Annotated in this window: 20 protein-coding genes, 1 tRNA gene and 2 pseudogenes; 13 read left to right on the top strand and 10 right to left on the bottom strand. The window is 71.6% G+C overall.

Annotated features, from left to right (window positions below; all coding sequences use genetic code 11):
* Positions 1-28: 28 nt before the first annotated feature.
* Positions 29-505 (bottom strand): annotated as a pseudogene (locus ABZ565_RS22940) (SAM-dependent methyltransferase); the annotation flags it as partial.
* Between the two features lie 7 nt (positions 506-512).
* On the opposite strand from ABZ565_RS22940, the pseudogene ABZ565_RS22935 reads away from it, so the two are divergent.
* A pseudogene (locus ABZ565_RS22935) lies at positions 513-1,371 on the top strand (site-specific integrase); the annotation flags it as partial.
* A gap of 78 nt (positions 1,372-1,449) precedes the next feature.
* Here the strand turns inward: ABZ565_RS22935 and ABZ565_RS22930 are convergent.
* Positions 1,450-2,211 (bottom strand): phosphoglyceromutase, encoded by a 762-nt coding sequence (locus ABZ565_RS22930; RefSeq protein ID WP_361029841.1) that lies wholly within the window; start codon positions 2,209-2,211, stop codon positions 1,450-1,452.
* A gap of 203 nt (positions 2,212-2,414) precedes the next feature.
* On the opposite strand from ABZ565_RS22930, the gene ABZ565_RS22925 reads away from it, so the two are divergent.
* Complete coding sequence (locus ABZ565_RS22925; protein WP_361029838.1) at positions 2,415-3,719, top strand: MFS transporter; 1,305 nt, start codon at positions 2,415-2,417, stop codon at positions 3,717-3,719.
* 19 nt (positions 3,720-3,738) lie between these two features.
* Here ABZ565_RS22925 and ABZ565_RS22920 read toward each other — a convergent pair whose 3' ends face one another.
* The gene (locus ABZ565_RS22920) at positions 3,739-3,888 is read right to left on the bottom strand and encodes a hypothetical protein (RefSeq protein ID WP_185992863.1); all 150 of its coding nucleotides are present in this window, start codon (positions 3,886-3,888) and stop codon (positions 3,739-3,741) included.
* A 226-nt stretch (positions 3,889-4,114) separates the two neighbouring features.
* Positions 4,115-4,792 carry a phosphate signaling complex protein PhoU gene (phoU, locus tag ABZ565_RS22915; RefSeq protein ID WP_361029835.1) on the bottom strand — a complete coding sequence of 226 codons (678 nt, stop codon included), beginning with the start codon at positions 4,790-4,792 and terminating at the stop codon, positions 4,115-4,117.
* A 208-nt stretch (positions 4,793-5,000) separates the two neighbouring features.
* Between phoU and ABZ565_RS22910 the strand changes: the two genes are divergently transcribed.
* Positions 5,001-6,272, top strand: a complete 1,272-nt coding sequence (locus tag ABZ565_RS22910) for an ATP-binding protein (protein WP_361029832.1) — start codon at positions 5,001-5,003, stop codon at positions 6,270-6,272.
* Positions 6,269-6,949: a response regulator transcription factor gene (locus ABZ565_RS22905; RefSeq protein ID WP_018519642.1), complete on the top strand. Its 681-nt coding sequence runs from the start codon at positions 6,269-6,271 to the stop codon at positions 6,947-6,949. Before ABZ565_RS22910 ends, ABZ565_RS22905 begins: the two co-directional genes overlap by 4 nt.
* Positions 6,950-7,032: 83 nt before the next feature.
* On the opposite strand, the gene ABZ565_RS22900 is transcribed toward ABZ565_RS22905, so the two are convergent.
* Positions 7,033-7,695: a DUF461 domain-containing protein gene (locus ABZ565_RS22900; RefSeq protein ID WP_361029829.1), complete on the bottom strand. Its 663-nt coding sequence runs from the start codon at positions 7,693-7,695 to the stop codon at positions 7,033-7,035.
* Positions 7,696-8,304: 609 nt separating this feature from the next.
* Between ABZ565_RS22900 and ABZ565_RS22895 the strand changes: the two genes are divergently transcribed.
* From ABZ565_RS22895 to ABZ565_RS22870, 6 genes are all read left to right on the top strand, one after another.
* Entirely contained in the window at positions 8,305-8,787 is a 483-nt protein-coding gene (locus tag ABZ565_RS22895) for a CarD family transcriptional regulator (protein WP_006380568.1), read from the top strand.
* Positions 8,788-9,164: 377 nt separating this feature from the next.
* Positions 9,165-9,911 (top strand): 2-C-methyl-D-erythritol 4-phosphate cytidylyltransferase, encoded by a 747-nt coding sequence (gene ispD / locus ABZ565_RS22890; RefSeq protein WP_361029826.1) that lies wholly within the window; start codon positions 9,165-9,167, stop codon positions 9,909-9,911.
* Positions 9,901-10,419, top strand: coding sequence for a 2-C-methyl-D-erythritol 2,4-cyclodiphosphate synthase (gene ispF, locus ABZ565_RS22885; protein ID WP_361029823.1), 519 nt, complete (start codon positions 9,901-9,903; stop codon positions 10,417-10,419). The genes ispD and ispF overlap by 11 nt, the downstream gene beginning before the upstream one ends.
* A 120-nt stretch (positions 10,420-10,539) precedes the next feature.
* Positions 10,540-11,943 carry a cysteine--tRNA ligase gene (cysS, locus tag ABZ565_RS22880; RefSeq protein ID WP_361029820.1) on the top strand — a complete coding sequence of 468 codons (1,404 nt, stop codon included), beginning with the start codon at positions 10,540-10,542 and terminating at the stop codon, positions 11,941-11,943.
* An 81-nt stretch (positions 11,944-12,024) separates the two neighbouring features.
* On the top strand, positions 12,025-12,981 hold the full coding sequence (gene rlmB, locus ABZ565_RS22875; RefSeq protein ID WP_361029817.1) for a 23S rRNA (guanosine(2251)-2'-O)-methyltransferase RlmB: 957 nt from the start codon (positions 12,025-12,027) through the stop codon (positions 12,979-12,981).
* 190 nt (positions 12,982-13,171) lie between these two features.
* Entirely contained in the window at positions 13,172-14,797 is a 1,626-nt protein-coding gene (locus ABZ565_RS22870; RefSeq protein ID WP_361029814.1) for a DoxX family membrane protein, read from the top strand.
* 73 nt (positions 14,798-14,870) lie between these two features.
* On the opposite strand, the gene ABZ565_RS22865 is transcribed toward ABZ565_RS22870, so the two are convergent.
* The 3 genes from ABZ565_RS22865 to ugpC form a co-directional block, all read right to left on the bottom strand.
* Positions 14,871-15,581, bottom strand: coding sequence for a nucleotidyltransferase family protein (locus ABZ565_RS22865; RefSeq protein WP_361029811.1), 711 nt, complete (start codon positions 15,579-15,581; stop codon positions 14,871-14,873).
* A gap of 46 nt (positions 15,582-15,627) precedes the next feature.
* Positions 15,628-16,059: a hypothetical protein gene (locus ABZ565_RS22860; RefSeq protein WP_361029808.1), complete on the bottom strand. Its 432-nt coding sequence runs from the start codon at positions 16,057-16,059 to the stop codon at positions 15,628-15,630.
* A gap of 210 nt (positions 16,060-16,269) precedes the next feature.
* Positions 16,270-17,406 (bottom strand): sn-glycerol-3-phosphate ABC transporter ATP-binding protein UgpC, encoded by a 1,137-nt coding sequence (ugpC, locus tag ABZ565_RS22855; protein ID WP_361029805.1) that lies wholly within the window; start codon positions 17,404-17,406, stop codon positions 16,270-16,272.
* Positions 17,407-17,586: 180 nt separating this feature from the next.
* Here ugpC and ABZ565_RS22850 point away from each other — a divergent pair.
* Positions 17,587-17,663 (top strand) — tRNA-Thr (locus tag ABZ565_RS22850).
* A gap of 32 nt (positions 17,664-17,695) precedes the next feature.
* Here the strand turns inward: ABZ565_RS22850 and ABZ565_RS22845 are convergent.
* Positions 17,696-18,364: a rhomboid-like protein gene (locus ABZ565_RS22845; RefSeq protein ID WP_361029803.1), complete on the bottom strand. Its 669-nt coding sequence runs from the start codon at positions 18,362-18,364 to the stop codon at positions 17,696-17,698.
* 34 nt (positions 18,365-18,398) lie between these two features.
* On the opposite strand from ABZ565_RS22845, the gene ABZ565_RS22840 reads away from it, so the two are divergent.
* Positions 18,399-19,304 carry an aminoglycoside phosphotransferase family protein gene (locus ABZ565_RS22840; RefSeq protein ID WP_361029801.1) on the top strand — a complete coding sequence of 302 codons (906 nt, stop codon included), beginning with the start codon at positions 18,399-18,401 and terminating at the stop codon, positions 19,302-19,304.
* Positions 19,305-19,335: 31 nt separating this feature from the next.
* Positions 19,336-19,812, top strand: a complete 477-nt coding sequence (locus ABZ565_RS22835) for a GNAT family N-acetyltransferase (protein WP_361029798.1) — start codon at positions 19,336-19,338, stop codon at positions 19,810-19,812.
* 18 nt (positions 19,813-19,830) lie between these two features.
* Here ABZ565_RS22835 and ABZ565_RS22830 read toward each other — a convergent pair whose 3' ends face one another.
* The gene (locus ABZ565_RS22830; protein WP_361029795.1) at positions 19,831-20,820 is read right to left on the bottom strand and encodes a zinc-binding dehydrogenase; all 990 of its coding nucleotides are present in this window, start codon (positions 20,818-20,820) and stop codon (positions 19,831-19,833) included.
* Positions 20,821-20,889 lie beyond the last annotated feature (69 nt).

Raw genomic sequence — 20,889 nt, 5'->3', positions numbered from 1 at the left:
TGTATGACGAAGTCGTTGCCAGCCGACTTCAGCGTGGAGCTCTTCCGACAGCCAGCAGGTGGGAACTGGCAGCGAGGAGCTCCTGGTGGGGCTCCGCCAGCCGGGCCGCCGTCAACCCAGACGCGATCAGATCGTCCGTGGGCCCCTCGCCCGGCTGTTGCTCGACCGCTTTCACGAGGGACCACGCGGGCCCCTCGATGCCGAAGATCTGAACGTCTGTCAGGCCGGAGGCGGTCAGCTCCGCCACAAGCTCTTCGGCGCGGTGGAAGTAGGACAGGGTGAACCCTCGTGCACCGTCGTAGACGGCCGTCTCAAGAATCTTGGAGACGGAGTCGTGAATCCGTTCGGTGTGCAGGTGTGCGTACGTGACGTGCTCGAAGAGCGACGCGTAGCGGTTGATCGCGGCAGCAGCGATCAACCCGCCCGGCTTCACTACACGGCGTGCTTCCGCCAGCGCCTTACGCCGGTCGTCCGAGTCGGGGAGGTGGTAGAGCGGCCCAAGCAAGTGCACTAAGCCGGGCCACATCCGGGAGTTCGTGACGCAGCTCGAAGCGTCGGGCATGTCCGGCGCGTACGCACGTGTCATCTTCTCCAACGTCCGCGCTGCGCTCTCGGCTGCCGTGGAGGACGGGTGTCTGCGCCGGAACCCCTGCAACTCGTGCACGGTGGCCCCGCCGGCCGTGGGTGCGCGGCGCGTCGTCCCCTGGGAGCCTGAGCGAGTCTTCGCCGTGCGCGCCGCCCTGGGCGAGCGCTTCCGGCCCATGCTCGACGTGGGCGCCGGATGTGGTCTGCGGCAAGGCGAAATCTTTGGTCTGTCCGTCGATGACATCGACTTCGACAGCGGCACTCTGCACGTGGTGCAACAACTCAAGCTGAGCCTGAGCAAGGCCGTGTTCGCGCCCCCCAAGGGTGGCAAGCTCCGTGACATACCCCTGCCCGATCCAGTGGCAGAGGCGCTACAGGAGCACATGAAGCGGTTCCCGCCAGTGGAGATCAAACTCCCGTGGATGCGAGCGAATGGCCAGGCGGTGACCCGGCGGCTCATCTTCACGGGCCCCAACGGTGGGCACATCTGGCGTACGTCGCTGAATGAGGACCACTGGAAGCCCGCGCCTGCGAAGGTGGGCGTCATCCCCAACGCCAAAACGCGAGCACGTCGCCGCCCGCGAGCACGGCATGCACGCTTTGCGCCACTTCTACGCGTCCGTCCTGCTGGACGCGGGGGAGAGCATCGAGGCCCTCGCTGAGTACCTCGGGCACTCCGCCCCCGGGCTGACGCTCAAGGTGTACGCGCACCTCATGCCGAGCAGCCGCGACCGGGCCCGCAAGGCTCTCGGGCAAGCGCTCCGGCCGCAGGACCCGAGGGCCTGAGGGCCCAACGAGGGCCCAGGCCGTGAAAACGCCCCCGCCCCGCGCCGTATGCGCAGGTCGGGGGCGTGATCGCGAAAGCTACTTCTTCTTGCCCTGGTTCTTCACGGCCTCGATGGCTGCCTTCGCGGCGTCCGGGTCGAGGTAGGTGCCGCCCGGGTTCAGGGGGCGGAAGTCCGCGTCGAGTTCGTAGGCGAGCGGGATGCCCGTGGGGATGTTCAGGCCCGCGATGTCGGCGTCGGAGATGCCGTCGAGGTGCTTGACCAGGGCGCGGAGGCTGTTGCCGTGGGCGGCGACCAGGACCGTGCGGCCGGTGAGGAGGTCCGGGACGATGCCGTCGTACCAGTACGGCAGCATGCGCGTGACGACGTCCTTCAGGCACTCCGTGCGCGGGCGCAGCTCCGGCGGGATCGTCGCGTAGCGCGCGTCGTCGCTCTGGGAGAACTCGGTGCCGTCCTCGAGGGCGGGCGGCGGGGTGTCGTACGAGCGGCGCCAGAGCATGAACTGCTCCTCGCCGAACTCGGCGAGCGTCTGGGCCTTGTCCTTGCCCTGGAGCGCGCCGTAGTGGCGCTCGTTCAGGCGCCAGGAGCGGTGTACGGGGATCCAGTGGCGGTCCGCGGCCTCCAGCGCGAGCTGGGCGGTGCGGATGGCGCGCTTCTGGAGGGAGGTGTGCAGCACGTCGGGGAGCAGGCCGGCGTCCTTCAGCAGCTCACCGCCGCGGACCGCCTCCTTCTCGCCCTTCTCGGTGAGGTTGACGTCCACCCATCCGGTGAACAGGTTCTTCGCGTTCCACTCGCTCTCGCCGTGGCGGAGGAGGATCAGCTTGTACGGTGCGTCGGCCATGAGTCCGAGCGTAATCGAACCCGTCCGGGCGGCGCGCGACCGGTCACAGAGCGGACAGGGCCGCGGGAGGGGGCCTTCCGTCGTTTGACGGCGCCCGTCAATTGAGTGGCAGGCGGGCCCTGCGGATTCGTAATGTTCGGACCGTCGGTGGGCCACTTACCTCCCCCGGCCCCAACCGTCGTACGTCCCTGGGGGGAACCCGTATGTCTGCCACCGGTCTCGGACGGGCCACCCGTGCCACCCGGGAAACCGTCTCCGGGCTCCCCAGGGAGTTCTGGTGGCTGTGGACCAGCACCCTGGTCAACCGCCTGGGCGCGTTCGTCGCCACCTTCATGGCCCTGTATCTGACCCTGGACCGCGGCTACTCCGCCTCGTACGCCGGCCTCGTCGCCGCGCTCCACGGGCTCGGCGGGGTCGTCTCGTCGCTCGGGGCCGGGGTGCTGACCGACCGCATCGGGCGGCGGCCCACCATGCTCGCCGCCCAGCTCTCCACCGCCGCCGCGGTTGCGGTGCTCGGCTTCATGACGCACCCGGTGGCCATCGCCGGCGTCGCCTTCCTCGTCGGCATGGCGAGCAACGCCTCCCGCCCGGCGGTCCAGGCGATGATCGCCGACATCGTCCCCGCGAAGGACCGGGTGAGGGCCTTCTCGCTCAACTACTGGGCCATCAACCTCGGCTTCGCGGTCTCCTCCGCCGGCGCCGGGTTCGTCGCCGAGTACAGCTATCGCGCGGGCTTCGTCGGCGAGGCCGCGATGACCCTCGTCTGCGCGGTCGTCGTCTTCCTTAAGGTGCCGGAATCCCGTCCGGAGCGCTCGGCACCGACCGTGCCCGGCGGTGCGCCGGCCGACGACGGCGTACGGCTCTCCACCGTGCTGCGCGACGGACGGTTCATGGGCGTCGTCGGCCTGTCGTTCGTGATCGCGCTCATCTTCCAGCAGGGTTACGTGGGCCTGCCGGTGGCCATGGGCACCGACGGACTCAGCAGCTCCGACTTCGGTACGGCGATCGCCGTCAACGGCGTCCTCATCGTCGTGCTCCAGATCCCCGTCACCCGGTTCATCCAGAGCCGCGACCCGCGGCGCCTGCTCGTCGCCTCCTCGCTGCTCGCGGGGTACGGGTTCGGGCTGACCGCGTTCGCCGGTTCCGTCGGGGTGTACGCGCTGACCATCAGCGTGTGGACGGTCGCGGAGATCATCAACGCGCCCGTGCAGAACGGCCTGGTCGTCCAGCTGTCCCCGGCCCACGGCAGGGGCCGCTACCAGGGCATGTACACCCTGTCCTGGTCGGCCGCCGCGCTCATCGCCCCGCTGATGTCCGGTGTGGTCATCGACCACTTGGGCGCCGGCTGGCTGTGGGCGACCACCGCCCTCCTGGGCACGGCGGCCGCCGCCGGGTACTGGCTGCTCATGCGCGGCCTGCCGGCGGGGGAGACCGCGGTGGCGGAGACCGCCGCACCGGCGCGGCGGACCGGGGCACGGGTCACGAAGGCGGAGGCGTCACCCTCGTAACCCGTGCGGCCGGGCGGTGTCAGCCGGAGCAGCCCCCGCACTGGCACGGCGCTCCGGACTGGCAGCCGCACCCGCAGCCCGAGCCGCAACCGCAGGCGCCCAGGACGGTCAGCGGCACCACCTCGGCGGGGGCCTCCCGCTCCGGTTCGGTCATGGGGGAGTCGGCCATGGTTCCTCCTCAAGGCGTACGACAGGGCCGCACGCCCGCCAGGGGCCCGCGACCGGGGCGTACGGACACGTCGTGCCGCCCCGTCCCATTGCATGCCCACCCAGATGGGCGCATCAACGGCGCACACGCGCAGGAACGTATGTGCGAGCCGTGCGCGCGGGCGTGCGCCGGGCCGCTCGCGCCCCGCCCTTCCCGCGCCGGATGCTTCTGAAGCCCCCTCGGCCGGCTAAGCCCCCTCGACCGGTGCCGGCTGCTGGATCTCGTCCGCGTGCTCACCCGTCACCAGGTAGACCACGCGCTTCGCCACCGAGACCGCGTGGTCGGCGAACCGTTCGTAGTAGCGGCCGAGCAGCGTCACGTCGACGGCCGTCTCGATGCCGTGCTTCCAGCGGTCGTCCATCAGGTGCTGGAACAGCGCGCGGTGCAGCAGGTCCATCTCGTCGTCGTCCTGCTCCAGCTGGAGCGCGAGATCGACGTCCTTGGTGACGATCACCTCCGCCGCCTTCGCCATCAGGCGCTGCGCGAGCTGGCCCATCTCCAGGATGGTGGCGTGCAGGTCGTGCGGGACCGCGGCCTGCGGGAAGCGCAGCCGGGCCAGCTTGGCGACGTGCTGGGCCAGGTCGCCCGAGCGCTCCAGGTCCGCGCTCATCCGCAGCGACGTCACCACGATCCGCAGATCGGTCGCCACCGGCTGCTGCCGGGCCAGGAGTGCGATGGCCCGCGCCTCCAGCTCGTGCTGGAGGTCGTCCACCTTCTGGTCGGCGGCGATCACCGACTCGGCCAGCTTCAGATCGGCGTCGAGCATCGCCGTCGTCGCCCGGCCTATCGCCGAGCCGACGAGCCGGGCCATCTCGACCAGGCCCTCGCCGATCGAGTCGAGTTCCTCGTGGTACGCGTCACGCATGGGTGTCCCTCTCCAGTCCTTGACCGAGGCCGGGGCCCGCCGATGACCGGCTCCGAACCCCACGACGCCACCGTGACGGGCGTACGCGTCGGGTTCCGACCGGCCAAGTGAACCGGCCCTTGCCCCTCGGTGAACTCTGGGCGACGAGTGGCCGAGGAGGCCCCCGGACGGCTGGGAGAGTGTCCGAGGTGCCGCATAACCTGGACACATGGACGTGAACGCGGCGGTCGCCGCAGCTGCCGCGATCGCCGGTGTCGGTACCGGTGTGATCGCCATGCTGGCGTTCCGCTGGAGCGAGCGCGACCAGAAGAAGCCGACGCGCACCTCCCTGCGGCCCGTCAGCGGCGCCCCCCTGCCCCCGGGCGTCGACACGGTCCTGTCCGTGCTCAGCTCCTCCGCGGTGGTGCTGGACGAGAGCGACAGCGTCGTCAAGGCCAGCTCCGCCGCGTACGCGCTGGGGCTCGTCCGGGGCGGCCGCCTCGCCGTCGAGCCGATGCTCAACATGGCGCGGGACACCCGCCGCGACGGCGAGATACGCCAGGTCGAACTGGACCTCCCGCGCCGCGGCACGGGCCGGGGCGAGGCCCTGGCGGTCTCCGCGCGGGTCGCCCCGCTCGGCTCCCGGCTGGTGCTGCTGCTCGTGGAGGACCTCACCGAGGCCCGCCGCATCGAGGCGGTCCGGCGCGACTTCGTCGCCAACGTCAGCCATGAGCTCAAGACCCCGACCGGCGCCCTGTCCCTGCTCTCGGAGGCCGTGCTCGACGCCTCCGACGACCAGGAGGCCGTCGAGCACTTCGCCCGCCGCATGCAGATCGAGGCGACCCGGCTCACCAACCTCGTCCAGGAGCTGATCGACCTCTCCCGGGTGCAGAACGACGACCCGCTGGAGGACGCCGAGCCGGTCCGCGTGGACGAGCTGGTCGCCGAGGCCATCGACCGCTGCCGCCAGCAGGCCGGCTCCAAGCAGATCACCATGGCCGCCGGCGGCACCGCCGACCTGCGGATATGGGGGAACCGCGGCCAGCTCGCCGCGGCCCTGGGCAACCTGGTCGAGAACGCCGTCAACTACAGCCCCGCCCGCACCCGCGTCGGCATCGCCGCCCGCCGCGTGGTCGTGCCCGGCGGGGACGAGATCGAGATCGCCGTGACCGACCAGGGCATCGGCATCTCCGAGAAGGACCGGGAACGGGTCTTCGAACGCTTCTACCGCGTCGACCCGGCCCGCTCACGCGCCACCGGTGGTACGGGCCTCGGCCTGGCCATCGTCAAACACGTGGCCGCCTCGCACGGCGGGGAGGTCACCGTGTGGAGCTCGGAGGGACAGGGCTCCACCTTCACCCTGCGGCTGCCCGAAGCGGGCTCCGCACGCGGCCGGGACCGTGCGTCCGGCGGCCCGCTCATCGTCAACGGCGAGGCGTCCCACCCGGACGCCGCCCCCGACTCCTTCGATTCATTCCCTTCCCCGGAGGCCCTTCCGTGACCCGAGTGCTTGTCGTCGAGGATGAGGAATCCTTCAGCGACGTCCTGTCCTACATGCTCCGCAAGGAAGGCTTCGAGGTCGCCATCGCGGCCACCGGACCCGACGGCCTGGACGAGTTCGAGCGCAACGGCGCCGACCTCGTGCTGCTCGACCTGATGCTGCCGGGCCTCCCCGGCACCGAGGTCTGCCGCCAGCTGCGCAGCCGCTCCAACGTTCCCGTGATCATGGTGACCGCCAAGGACAGCGAGATCGACAAGGTCGTCGGCCTGGAGATAGGGGCCGACGACTACGTCACCAAGCCCTTCTCCTCCCGCGAGCTCGTCGCCCGCATCCGGGCCGTGCTGCGCCGGCGCGGCGAGCCCGAGGAGGTGGCCCCCGCCGCCCTGGAGGCCGGACCGGTCCGCATGGACGTCGACCGGCACGTCGTCACGGTGTCAGGCGGCAAGGTGGACCTGCCGCTGAAGGAGTTCGACCTGCTGGAGATGCTGCTGCGCAACGCGGGCCGGGTGCTGACCCGGATGCAGCTCATCGACCGGGTCTGGGGCGCGGACTACGTGGGCGACACCAAGACCCTCGACGTCCACGTGAAGCGGCTGCGCGCCAAGATCGAACCGGACCCGGGCGCGCCCAGGTTCCTGGTGACGGTGCGGGGCCTCGGGTACAAGTTCGAGCCGTAGGCCGGCCCGGGCCCCTGAGACATGGCCGAGGCGCCTCCCCCGGGTGGGGAAGGCGCCTCGGCCATGTGCGGTGCGGGGGCGGCTCAGCCGGGCTGGCCGGACGCGGAGGCCGAGGACGTGGCGCCGGGCTCGCCGGACGGGCTCCCGGACGCGTCCGGCGACGCGGACCCGGTCGGGGAGCCGGAGGGGGAGCCGGACGGTGAGGCGTCCGGCGTCTTCGACGGCTCGGGCAGCGCGCTGGGGCCGAAGCCCTTGAAGTAGTGCTCCGCCGGGACGACGGAGGCGCCCAGCGAGATGTCGCCGGTACGGCTGAACTTGAAGACCAGCGGCTGCACGTTGCCGTTCTCCGTGGCCTCGTCGCCGTTCTCGATCACGGCGGAGGCGTTGCCCCGGCCACCGAGGATCACCCGGCCGCCGGCCGGGACGACGACGGGACCCGAACCCTCGGCGGGGTGCAGCTGCACGGAGCCGCTGCTGCCCGTCAGGGTGATGGAGTCCAGGGTCTCCGGCTTGGAGCCGTTGTTGAACAGCGTGGCGGTGACGACCGCCGGGCCCTTGGCGTCGCGCTCGGGCTGGGTGATGACGTTGGCGTTCTGGACCTTGATGGCGCCGGACCGGGTGGAGGCGTTGTCCGGCCGGACCTCGAGCGTCTGCGCGTTGTTGCCCGCGCCGCATGCGGTGAGCGCGGTGAACGAGAACGCGATGGCAGTGGCGGCGAGGGCGCCGTGTCGAAGGCTGCGGCTCACGGCGGCGGCAACTCCTTGAACGTGCGGACGGTGCGGACGGGTCGGGCGCCTGGGGTAAAGCCGCCCTAAGGGTCTGTCAGCCGTCAGGTTACCGAGCCCTCCCCGCCGCCCCGCACCCGACCCGCCCCTGGCGGGCCCGTGATCGCGGGCCTCGGACACGTACGGACATTCGCAGTCCCTGCACATAACGCGCTTGATCAAATTCCGGCCACGCGTTCGCCCCGGGCTTCGTCGCTGTTCACGGACGGTGGCGCATTCATTGCGCATAATCCGCGCCGGGGGCGTACGTTGATCAATTTCATTGGCCACCGGTACTTACGCCCGAACGGGTGGTCCATCACCGAACGGACTACGGAATGTTCAGCAAGCGGAACCCGACAAAACGGGACGTTCGACCCCTTTGAAGCGGGGTGGAGGGTGTGTAACGTCCGCGTTTCTCCATCGTCGGACAGCCGCTCCGACCTGCGAATACCGTCTTCCGCGGGCCCTCCGCAGCACGACCCCGTCTCTCTTGTCAAGCCCCGAGATATGCCCTGACCTGCGAAAACGCCATTCAGGAGTAGCGATTCTCGTGTTACGCTTGATAGCCACGGAAGGGGTACCTGTCACATGACGTTCAAGGTTGGCGACACCGTGGTCTATCCCCATCACGGGGCCGCGCTGATCGAGGCTATCGAAACTCGCCAGATCAAAGGCGTGGACAAGACCTACTTGGTGCTCAAGGTCGCTCAGGGCGACTTGACGGTGCGTGTGCCGGCGGACAATGCGGAGTTCGTGGGCGTGCGCGACGTAGTCGGGCAGGAAGGGCTGGACCGCGTCTTCGAGGTGCTGCGCGCACCGTATGCCGAGGAGCCGACGAACTGGTCCCGGCGCTACAAGGCAAATCTCGAGAAGCTCGCGTCCGGCGATGTCATCAAGGTCGCCGAAGTCGTGCGCGACCTGTGGCGTCGTGAGCGTGAGCGCGGACTCTCCGCAGGTGAGAAGCGCATGCTCGCCAAGGCCCGCCAGATTCTGGTGAGCGAGCTCGCTCTCGCGGAGAACACCAACGAGGACAAGGCCGAGGCTCTCCTCGACGAGGTCCTCGCATCCTGAACCGGATGGCACCGGTCCTGACGACCGGATCGCACCGGCCGTAGAAAATGTGCCGCGGTGCCCGCTGACCAGCCGTATTCACGCTGTGTCGTCGGGCGCTGCGGCATGTCCGGGCCCTGATCCGTCGGCATACCGCAATCCAAGCGGCGAATTCCGGCCACTTGCCGGCGATCCCCCGGTACATGTCCTTGGTACGTTGCTCGCGATCTTGCTGAACCCGGCGTGCGAGACCGACCCCGAACGGCCGCGGCGTGTCCCGGCTCGCCCGGGGTCACGGAAAGGGTCCCGGTCGAGTCATGGCGCAGCGCCCGGCTCGCTTGTGGCCATACCCACGTCGGCCGTGGACACAAACATGCCGAAGCCTCGGAGTGCAACCGATGTCTGAACAACCGCGTCCTTACCGCACGGCCGCCGTGATCCCCGCGGCCGGCCGCGGCGTACGGCTCGGCCCGGGCGCCCCCAAGGCGCTCCGCGCGCTCGGCGGTACGCCCATGCTCGTGCACGCCGTACGCGCCATGGCGGCCTCCCGGCACGTGTCCCTGGTCGTCGTCGTCGCACCGCCCGAGGGCGCCACCGAGGTCCGCAACCTCCTGGACGAGTACGCCCTGCCGGAACGCACCGACTTCCTCGTCGTGCCCGGCGCCGACACCCGCCAGGAATCCGTGAAGCGCGGCCTCGACGCGCTTCCCGACACCATCTCCGCCGTCCTGGTGCACGACGCGGCCCGGCCTCTCGTGCCCGTGGACACCGTCGACGCCGTCGTCGAGGCCGTACGCGACGGCGCCCCCGCCGTCGTTCCCGCCCTGCCGCTCGCCGACACCGTCAAGGAGGTCGAGCCCGGGCCCCCCGGCGCGCCCGAGCCGGTGCTCTCCACCCCGGCCCGCGCCCGGCTCAGGGCCGTACAGACCCCGCAGGGCTTCGACCGCGCCACCCTGCTCCGCGCCCACGAGCAGGTCGCCGTCAGCGGCGAGGGCGCGACCGACGACGCCGGCATGGTCGAACAGCTCGGCGCGCCCGTCGTCGTCGTCCCCGGACACGAAGAGGCGTTCAAGGTCACCCGCCCCCTGGACCTGGTCCTGGCCGAGGCGGTTCTCGCACGCAGGAGGGCCAACGATGGCTTCTGAGACCCCCGGGCCCGACCGGGCCCCCGCGCCGGTGATCCCGCTCGTCGGTATCGGCACCGACATCCACGCCTTCGAAGAGGGCCGCGAGCTGTGGTGCGCCGGGCTGCGCTGGGACGGCGAGGGCCCCGGCCTGGCCGGCCACTCCGACGCGGACGTCGTCGCCCACGCGGCGTGCAACGCGCTCTTCTCCGCCGCCGGCCTCGGCGACCTCGGGCAGCACTTCGGCACCGGACGCCCCCAGTGGTCCGGCGCCGCCGGGGTCACCCTGCTCACCGAGGCCGCCCGCATCGTCCGCGCGGCCGGGTTCGAGATCGGCAACGTGGCCGTCCAGGTCGTCGGCGTACGCCCGAAGATCGGCAAGCGGCGCGAGGAGGCGCAGCGGGTGCTGTCCGACGCCGTCGGCGCTCCCGTCTCGCTGTCCGCCGCCACCTCCGACGGGCTCGGCTTCACCGGACGCGGCGAGGGCATCGCCGGCCTCGCGACCGCCCTCGTCTACCGCACCGGCTGACCCGCGCGCGGGAGCGCCCGCGAGCCGTGTTCGAACCGCCGCGCCAGGCCCCCGTAACAACTGCGCCCGCAATATCCACAGGGGCGCGGGGCACTGGTGCGGGCCCACTACCCTTGAGGGGTGACTATTCGCCTGTACGACACCAGCGCCCGGCAGATCCGTGACTTCGTCCCGCTCACAGCGGGCTGTGTCTCGATCTACCTCTGTGGCGCTACCGTCCAGGCCGCCCCGCACATCGGGCACATCAGGTCCGGACTGAACTTCGACATCATGCGGCGCTGGTTCGCCCACCGCGGCTACGACGTGACGTTCGTCCGGAACGTCACGGACATCGACGACAAGATCATCGCCAAATCCGCCGAGCAGGGCCGCCCCTGGTGGTCCATCGGTTACGAGAACGAGCGGGCGTTCAACGCGGGCTACGACGCGCTCGGCTGCCTGCCGCCCACCTACGAACCGCGCGCGACCGGGCACGTCCCGGAGATGATCGAGATGATGCGCGGCCTCATCGAGCGCGGCCACGCCTACGCCGCCGACGGCAACGTCTACTTCGACGTGCGCTCGTTCCCCGGCTATCTGGAGCTGTCCAACCAGGAGCTGGACGACCTGCGCCAGCCCTCCGGCGAAGGCGAGACCGGCAAGCGCGACCAGCGCGACTTCGCCATGTGGAAGGCGTCCAAGCCCGGCGAGCCCAGCTGGGAGACGCCCTGGGGCCGCGGCCGCCCCGGCTGGCACCTCGAGTGCTCGGCCATGGCCCACAAGTACCTCGGCACCGCCTTCGACATCCACGGCGGCGGCATCGACCTGATCTTCCCGCACCACGAGAACGAGATCGCCCAGGCCAAGGCCTTCGGCGACGACTTCGCGGGCTACTGGGTGCACAACGGCTGGGTCACCATGTCCGGCGAGAAGATGTCGAAGTCCCTCGGCAACTCCGTCCTCGTCAGCGAGATGGTCAAGAACTGGCGCCCCATCGTCCTGCGCTACTACCTGGGCACCCCGCACTACCGGTCCATGATCGAGTACAGCGAGGAAGCCCTGCGCGAGGCCGAGTCGGCGTTCGCCCGCATCGAGGGCTTCATCCAGCGGGTCACCGAGAAGGCCGGGGAGACCGTCGCCCCGGCCGCCGAGGTGCCGCCCGCCTTCGCCGAAGCCATGGACGACGACCTCGGCGTCCCCCAGGCCCTCGCGATCGTCCACACCACGGTCCGCCAGGGCAACTCCGCCCTCGCCGCCGACGACAAGGAGGCCGCCGTCGCGCGCCTCGCCGAGGTCCGCGCCATGCTCGGCGTCCTCGGCCTCGACCCGCTCGACGACCACTGGGCCGGTGAGAGCGACCGCGGCGACGACCTGCACGGCGTCGTGGACACACTCGTCCGCCTCGTCCTCGATCAGCGGCAGTCCGCCCGCGCCCGCAAGGACTGGGCCGCCGCCGACGCGATCCGCGACCAGCTCAACCAGTCCGGACTCGTCATCGAGGACAGCCCGTCCGGCCCCCGGTGGACACTCGGCCCCCGCCAGTAGCCCACCGCATGCCGCCCGGTCCGCCGGGCGGCACACTTCACTTATACGTACGCACGACCGAAGCAACGAAACAGGTAGGTCATGGCCGGGAACAGCCAGCGCAGGAACCGCCGCACGTCCAACAAGAAGGGCGCCACGGTCGGCAGCGGTGGCCAGCGACGCCGGGGCCTCGAAGGCAAGGGCCCCACCCCGCCCGCCGAGGAGCGCAAGAAGCACAAGAAGAACCGCATCGCGACCGCCAAGGCCAAGCAGGCCGCCAACCGCCGCCCAGCCCCCCGGCGCGGCGGCGTCAAGGGCACCTCCGAGATGGTCGTCGGCCGCAACCCGGTCTTCGAGGCCCTGCGCGACGGCGTGCCCGCCACCACGCTCTACGTCCAGCAGTACATCGACAACGACGAGCGCGTCCGCGAGGCCCTCCAGCTCGCCGGTGAGCGCGGCAACATCAACCTGATGGAAGCGCCCCGCCCCGAGCTCGACCGGATGACGGGCGGGCTCAACCACCAGGGCCTCGTCCTCCAGGTCCCGCCCTACGAGTACGCCGACCCGCAGGACCTCCTCGAGGCCGCGTACGACAACGGCGAGGACCCGCTCATCGTCGCCCTCGACGGTGTCACCGACCCGCGCAACCTCGGCGCGATCGTCCGCTCCGTCTCCGCCTTCGGCGGCCACGGGGTCGTCGTACCGGAGCGCCGCGCCGCCGGCATGACCGCCGGGGCCTGGAAGTCCTCGGCCGGTACCGCCGCCCGCACCCCGGTCTCCAAGGTCACCAACCTGACCCGGGCCCTCGAAGCGTTCAAGAAGGACGGCATCGCAGTCGTCGGCCTCGCCGCCGACGGTGAGCACACCGTCGAGGACCTCGAAGCGCTCGGCGGTCCGGTCGTCATCGTCATCGGCAGCGAGGGCAAGGGCCTCGGCCGCCTCGTCGGCGAGACCTGCGACTACCGCGTCCGCATCAACATGCCGGGCGGCGCGGAATCCCTCAACGCCGGTGTCGCCGCCGGGATCGTCATGTACGAGGTCGCGCGCCGCCGCGCCTGACCGACCCGGTCCGAGGGGCCCCGCGGGGGCGCGCGCGCACGTGCACGCGCCCCCGTGCAACCCCCCACCACCTGTTGACGGGTCTCGGACACCTTCGACACCGTCAAGGCAGTGTCCTAATCACACATCACTCGGTTAGATGAGTGTGGACACCAGAACGCCTCGGTTCGACGAACTACCCGCCCTGAGCATGACCAAGGTGGACTGCGACCCTGCGCAGGTCATCGTCAACCACGCCAGCTTCCGGGTGCAGCTCGCCCCCGGCCAGCGCGCACGGCTGCGCGGTGTGACCCCCGCCGGCGCGCCCAGGATCCCCGCCATGAGCGCCCCCGGAGCCGGACGCGGCCGCCGCGCCCCCGTCGTCTGGAGCGGCAGGTCCGCCCCCGGCGACCCCGGCGCCACCGGACTCCTCCAGGCCGTACGCAACTCCACCGCCGGCCGCCCCGAGGCCGCGTACGACCCCTACGACCCCTACGACCCGTACGCCTCCTACGAGTTCGACCACGGACGCGGCGGGGCCGGCACCCAGGTCATCCCGCGCCTCGACGAGTCCCCCCTCGAAGAGACCCAGCCCAACCCCGTCATCGGCGCACCCCGCTCCGGCGGCCCCCTGCTGCCCCCCATGCGCCGGGCGGTCGGCGCCTACGACCCCGTCGACCCCGGCCCGTACGACCCGGACGGCTACGACGAGCGGGGCCCGTACGACGACGAGCCCGCCGTCGACCTCACCGACGAGGAGGACCGGGGGCGGCGCCAGGGCGGCACCGACGACGTCCGGCACGCGTACTACCCGGGCCGCCGCATGAACCTCGGCGTCGTCCTCCTGCCGATGCGGGTCTTCCTCGGCTTCATCTCCATCTACGCCGGCATGGGCAAGCTCTGCGACCCCGTGTACTTCGACGGCGGCGAGCGCGGCTCGATGGTCAAGTGGCTCAACTCGCTCCACCCGTGGGCGCTGGCCGAGCCGCTGCGCGAGTTCGCCCTCTCGCACCCCGTCGGTGCCGGGCTCTCGATCGCCTTCCTCCAGGTCGTCGTCGGCGTCCTCACCGTCCTCGGGCTCTGGCAGCGCGTCGCCGCCACCGTCGGCGCCCTGCTGTCCGCCGCCCTCCTGGTCACCGTCAGCTGGCGCACCGTCGCCGCCTACGACGCGCCGGACATCATCTACCTCGCCGCCTGGAGCCCCCTGATCATCGCGGGCGCCCCCGTCTACTCCATCGACGGGCGGCTCGCCGGAGAAGCCTGGCGCAAGCTCGGCCCCCGCTCCGAGATCTGGGACCTGCGCCGCCGCGTCCTGCGCCGGGGCGCGGTCGTCGCCAGCGTCGTCGTCGGCCTCACCCTGCTCATCGGCTCCGTCCTCGGCGGCGCCGTCCGCTCCACGGAGGTCGTCACCGTCCCCGGCCCGCACGGCGTGCCCACCAACCAGCTCCCCGGCTCGCCCCTCCCCGACAAGTCCCGCAAGGGCAAGGCGTCCAAGAGCCCCACCGGGCACCAACCCACCCCGTCCCACAGCACCGCTCCCCGCACCCCGTCCGCCGACGCCTCCACGCCCTCGTCGGACAGCGTCCGCGAAACGGGCCAGGCGGCGGGCGCGACCACCGGACAGCCCAGCCAGACCCAGGGCACCGGCCAGCAGCCCCCGCAGCGGACCACCCCCCAGCAGCCCCCCGCCACCAGCTCCGGCCCCAGCTCCTCCGGGACCACCGGCACCGGCGGCGGCTCCACCACCGGCGGCACCGCCCCCGACCCCGGCTCCACCTCGGGCGGCGGCGACGGCGGCAGCGGGGGCCGCAACCCGATCGGCGGCCTCCTCGGCTGACCGAGGACCCCTGCGGCGGCACAGGGGGCGGGCCCGGAGGAAACCCTCCGGGCCCGCCCCGTTTCCGTACGTCCTAGCGGCCGTCCAGCTCCTTGGCGGCCTCCGTCAGGTCCTTCGCGGTGTCGATCGCCCGCCAGTACGCCCCGTGCGGCAACGGATAGCCGGCAAGCCGGCGTTCGCGGGCCAGGCGGGGGAACGTCGTCCGCTCGTGGTCGCCCCGGTCCGGCAGCATTCCCGTGAACGCGGGGGAGAACACGTACACCCCCGCGTTGATCAGATACGGGGACGGCGGCGCCTCGATGAAGTCGGTGATGTGGCCGAACGCGTCCGTCTCCACCGCGCCCCACGGAATCCGGGGCCGCGCCAGCGCCAGCGTCGCCGTCGCGTCGCGCTCCGCGTGGAACGCCGCCATCTCGCGCAGCGAGAACCGCGTCCAGATGTCCCCGTTGGTCGCGTACCACGGCTCGCCCGGCTCGGGCAGCCGCGCCGCCGCGTACTTCAGGCCGCCGCCGCGTCCCAGCGGCTCGGACTCCACCACCGTCGTCACGCGCAAGGGCAGCACCGCGTCGGCCAGCCACTCCTGGAGCACCTCGGCCAGATGCCCGCACGACACCACGGCGTCGGTCACGCCCTCGGCGGCCAGCCAGGAAAGCTGATGGCCGATGATCGGCGTCCCGGTACCCGGGATCTCGACCATCGGCTTGGGGCGGTCATCGGTATACGGGCGCAGCCGTGACCCCTGGCCACCCGCCAGGATCACGGCCTGCGTCGGAAACGTATGCATGCCAGGCACGATAAGCCGTGCCCGGCAGCGGGGAGTGGTGCGTCGGTCAGCTGAACCGGGCGACGCCCGAGGCGAACGAGGTGTCGCAGACGGGGCGCGAGAAGCGGTGCGCGCGCGTCGGGCCGTACTTCTCGACCGCGGCCTTGCCCAGGGTCCTCGCGATGGACATGCAGTGCTTGGCGAGGGACGGGCGCCCTTCGACGGCGCGCTGGAGGTCCGTCAGCGCGACTCCGGGGTCCTTGGCGCGGAGCTCCTGGAGGAGCCGGTCGCGCAGGACGTCCTGCGGGGCGCGCGGCTTGACGGCGGCCTCGGCACCCTTGGCGTCGGAGACGGTGCGGGCCGACGCGGCGAGGAGCTGCGAGTCGGAGTTGCTGGCTGCCCACGGCACGGCGGTGACCGCGAGGGTCCCGGACAGGACCATGACGACGGGCAGTACGAAAGCGAGGGTTCGGCCGATACGGCGCACGGTGTGGGTCACGCAGCGAGCGTAGCGGCCGGTGATGGCAGGGCGACATTACGTCACCCTGGCGGGGGATGGTTCGAGTGTGCTTTTCGAATCGCGTGTTGACGAACGGGAGCGAAATGACCGTTCTGGCGGGGAATCCGCCTCCGCCGCTTCACACCGGCTCACAACGCGCGGTGGCCCCGCACGAAGATCGTGCGGGGCCACCGTACAGCGTGTGCGGGGTCAGTCGGTGAGACGCTCACCCGTCGACGTGGCGAAGACGTGCAGCTCGTCCGGGCGGGGCACGACGTGCAGCTTGGTGCCCTTCTCCGGGACGGCGCGGCCGCCGACGCGGACGACCAGGTCCTTGTGCTCGCCACCGACCTCGGCGCCACCGTAGACGAAGCCGTCGGCGCCGAGCTCCTCGACCACGTTGACCGAGACGGCCAGGCCGGCCGGGGCGTCCGAGGAGTCCTTGGTGAGGGTCTTCGCGGCGGCACCGCCGTGCTCGACGATGTCGAAGTGCTCGGGGCGGATGCCGACCGTGACGGTGGTGTCACCGCGGTTCGCGGCGGCGGTCAGCGCCTCGCGGGAGACCGGGACGACGCTGTTGCCGAACTTCACGCCGCCGTCGGTGATCGGGACCTCGACCAGGTTCATCGCCGGGGAGCCGATGAAGCCGGCCACGAAGAGGTTCGCCGGGCGGTCGTACATGTTGCGCGGCGAGTCGACCTGCTGGAGGAGACCGTCCTTGAGGACCGCGACGCGGTCGCCCATGGTCAGGGCCTCGACCTGGTCGTGGGTGACGTACACGGTCGTGATGCCCAGGCGGCGCTGGAGCGAGGCGATCTGCGTACGGGTGGAGACACGGAGCTTGGCGTCGAGGTTCGACAGCGGCTCGTCCATGAGGAAGACCTGCGGCTCACGCACGATCGCGCGGCCCATCGCGACACGCTGGCGCTGACCACCGGAGAGCGCCTTCGGCTTGCGGTCCAGGTAGTCGGTGAGGTCCAGCATCTTGGCGGCCTCTTCGACCTTCGCCCGGATGTCGGTCTTGTTGACACCGGCGATCTTGAGCGCGAAGCCCATGTTGTCCGCGACGGTCATGTGCGGGTAGAGCGCGTAGTTCTGGAACACCATGGCGATGTCCCGGTCCTTCGGCGGCAGGTGCGTGACGTCGCGGTCACCGATGCGGATGGCACCGCCGTTGACGTCCTCGAGACCCGCGAGCATGCGGAGCGAGGTGGACTTGCCACAACCGGAGGGACCGACGAGGACGAGGAACTCACCGTCCGCGATGTCGATCTCGAGCTGGTCCACCGCGGGCTTCGTGGAGCCGGGGTAGACGCGGGACGCCTTGTCGAACGTGACACTGGCCATGCTGATGCTTCTCCTCCACCGGCAGGTACGTGCCGGACGATCCGTTGTAAGGGAGTGGTCTGGTCCATCGGAGTGAACCTGCAAGGACGCTACCTGGCGGTTTCGGATCTGTCAGTAGTTCCATGGCTGTGAAATTTCTGCACTGTGCCGGGTGCAGGGTTGGTTAGACTGCTCCGGCACGCCTCCTTAGCTCAGCTGGCCAGAGCAACGCACTTGTAATGCGTAGGTCGTCGGTTCGAATCCGACAGGGGGCTCCACCGCCAGGCCGGTCTTCCCCGGCCTGGTTTTTTCATGCCCCGCGTTCTCTCGTGCCCCCGCGCCGCGTCAGCGGGTAGCAGCCCAGTCCGATCAGTGCCGCTGTCAGGTGGCCGATGTCCGTGAAGGTGGGGCGGGTGATCAGGGGGACCGTGTAGATCACCAGGACCGCGAAGAGGTACGCCGGGCGCCAGGGGCGGGGGACGTAGTAGGTGAGGACCGCGACCACGCCGGCCAGGGCGTAGCTGACGCCCACGTCGAGGGTGTCGGCGGCGGAGGGCGGGGCGTGGCCGTGGCGGATGGCCCAGGCGAGGATCCCCTCGCTGACGAGGGTGGCGAGGACGTGGGCGGTCGCGGCGACGGTGAGCCAGCGCAGGGTGCCGAGGCGGCGTTCGGCGGGGGCGTGGAAGACGGTGTAGAGGAGGGCGTAGGGGAGCCACTGTCCGCTGTCGATCCAGAAGGCGCTGGTGATGAGGACGCGGACGGGGTTGCGGGACAGTTCGTGGATGTTGGTGGAGCGCCGGCGGAGGAACTCCTCCTCGAAGGCCGGTGACATCTGGTGGACGATCACCGTGGTGACGAAGAGGGCGGTCAGCCAGAGGTACGTGCCGGGGGCGCTGCGGACCCAGGAGCGGACGGCGCGGAGCCGGGCGGCGGGGGTGGTGCGGGGCCGGGCGGGCGGGGCTGGGTGGCCGGAAGGCATGGCCCGATTGACGCACGCTCCTACGATCGGGGGCGTGATTGACATTCCGGATGCGCTCATCGCTACTCAGTCCGCATACAACGGGGAGGCGGGCCGGGCGTTCGTGGCCGCGCTGCCGGGGATGGCGGCGGAGTTGCTGGAGCGGTGGGGGCTGCGCCGGGACGGTGCGGCGATGCACGGGGTGTGCGCGCTGGTCCTGCCGGTGGTGCGGGTGCGGGACGGGCGGCGGGCGGTGCTGAAGCTGCAGCCGGTGGACGCGGAGACGGCGGGGGAGCCGGTCGCGCTGCGGCTGTGGGGTGCGGCGGGTGCCGGGGCGGTGCGGCTGCTGGAGCACGATCCGGTGACCGGGGCGATGCTGCTGGAGCGGCTGGACGGACGCCGGTCGCTCCAGGGGGAGCCGGACACGGACCGGGCGGTCCGGGTGATCGCCGGGCTGCTGGCGGGGCTGACGGCGGTGCGGCCGGGGGCGGGGGCCGGGCTGAGAGGGCTAGGGGAGGCGGCTTCCCGGATGCTGACCGCCGCGCCGGACGTCGCGGCGGCTCTGGCGGACGAGGAGGAGCGGGGGCTCGTACGGGACTGCGCGGCGGCGGTGCGTGAGGTGGCGGGGGAGCCGGGGGACCGGTTGCTGCACTGGGACCTGCACTTCGGGAACGTGCTGGCGGCGGAGGGCGGGTCCGGGTGGGTGGCCATCGACCCGAAGCCCTTGGTGGGGGACGCGGGGTTCGAGCTGCTGCCCGCGCTGGTGGACCGGTTCGACGCGGACGCGGTGGGGAAGCGGTTCGATGTGCTGACCGGGGCGCTGGGGCTCGACCGGGGGCGGGCGACGGCCTGGACCCTGGGGCGGGTGCTCCAGAACGCGCGCTGGTCGGTGGAGGGCGGGGCGCGGCGGCTGGCGCCGGAGCAGGCGGAGGTCGCGCGGGTGGTGCTGGGCCGGGGGTAGGGGGCGGCGGGGCGCTGTTTACGCTGCCCCCATGATTCGTACCGCTACCCCCGCCGATGTCCCCGTCCTCCACGCCATGGTGTGCGAGCTGGCCGATTACGAGAAGGCGCTGCACGAGGTGCGTGCGACGGAGGAGCAGTTGCGGGAGGCGCTGTTCGGGGAGCGGCCGGCCGCGTTCGCGCACATCGCGGAGTCGGACGAGGACGGCGGGGTCGTCGGCTTCGCGCTGTGGTTCCTGAACTTCTCGACGTGGCGCGGGGTGCACGGGATCTACCTGGAGGACCTGTACGTACGCCCGGAGCGGCGCGGCGGCGGGCACGGGAAGGCGCTGCTGACGGAGCTGGCGCGGATCTGTGTGGAGCGGGGTTACGAGCGCCTGGAGTGGTCGGTGCTGAACTGGAACGCCCCGTCGATCGCGTTCTACGAGTCGCTGGGCGCGCGTCCGCAGGACGAGTGGACGGTGTACCGGCTGACCGACGGGGCGCTGGCGGAGCTGGGCGGGGCGTGAGGCGGGCGGGGTCCGCCGTCAGGGGATGAGGACCACCTTGCCGATGGTGCCCCGGGTCTCCAGGTCGCGGTGGGCGTCGGCGGCGCGGGCGAGCGGGTAGCTCTGGACCGCGGGGCGCAGGCGGCCGGCTGTGGCTTCGGCGAGGGCGCGGGTTTCCAGGGCGCGCAGTCCGCCGCCCTTGCGGATCATGGCCGGTCCGAGGACGTTCTCGGAGGTGAGGGAGCGGGCGGCGAGTTCGTCGGCGGACGGGGTGAAGGGGCCGTCGCCGCCGGACCAGCCGTAGACGATGTGCCGGCCGCCCTCGCCGAGGAGGCCGAAGGCGGCGCGGGCGGTGGTGGAGCTGACGGAGTCGTAGACGACGGTGGCGCGGCGGCCGAGGGCGTCGAGGTGGGTGCGGACGTGGCGCGGCCAGTCGGGGCGGGTGTAGTCGACGGCGAGGTCGGCGCCGTTGTCCCGGACGCGGGCGGCCTTGGCGGGCCCGCCGGCGAGCCCGATGACGGTGGCGCCGTGGTTCTTGGCGTGCTGGACGATCAGGGTGCCGATGCCTCCGGCGGCCGCGGTGACGAGGACGACGGAGTCCGGGCCGAGCGGGGTGGCGGCGAGGATGCCGAGGGTGGTGCGGCCGGTGCCGATCATGGCGACCGCTTCGGCGTGGCCGAGCCCTTCGGGTACGGGGTGGAGCCGGTCGGCGTCGGTGACGGCGCGTTCGGCGTAGCCGCCGGGGACGTCGCCGAGGTGGGCGACGACATCGCGGCCGAGCCAGGTGGGGTCGGTGTCCTCGCCGAGTGCGTCGACGGTGCCGGCGACTTCGCGGCCCGGGACGGTGGGGAGGCGGGTGGGGACCGGGCGGGGGCCGGGGATGCCCTGGCGCAGGAGGGTGTCGAGGAGATGGACGCCCGCGGCGCGGACGGCGATGCGGACCTGGCCGGGGCCGGGGGCCGGGTCGTCGGTCTCTTCGTAGGTGAGGTTGTCGGCGGGGCCGAAGGCGTGGAGGCGTACGGCGTGCATGGCGGGTCCCCCGGGGTGGTGTGGGTTCTGGTGGCCCCAGCCTGTGACCTCGAGCGAGGTTGAGGTCAA

It is taken from the genome of Streptomyces sp. NPDC016469 (genome assembly GCF_040632905.1).
Lineage (GTDB): Bacteria > Actinomycetota > Actinomycetes > Streptomycetales > Streptomycetaceae > Streptomyces.
The sequence above is the reverse complement of the archived record's forward strand: the minus strand, read 5'-3'. Positions and strand labels throughout refer to the sequence as shown.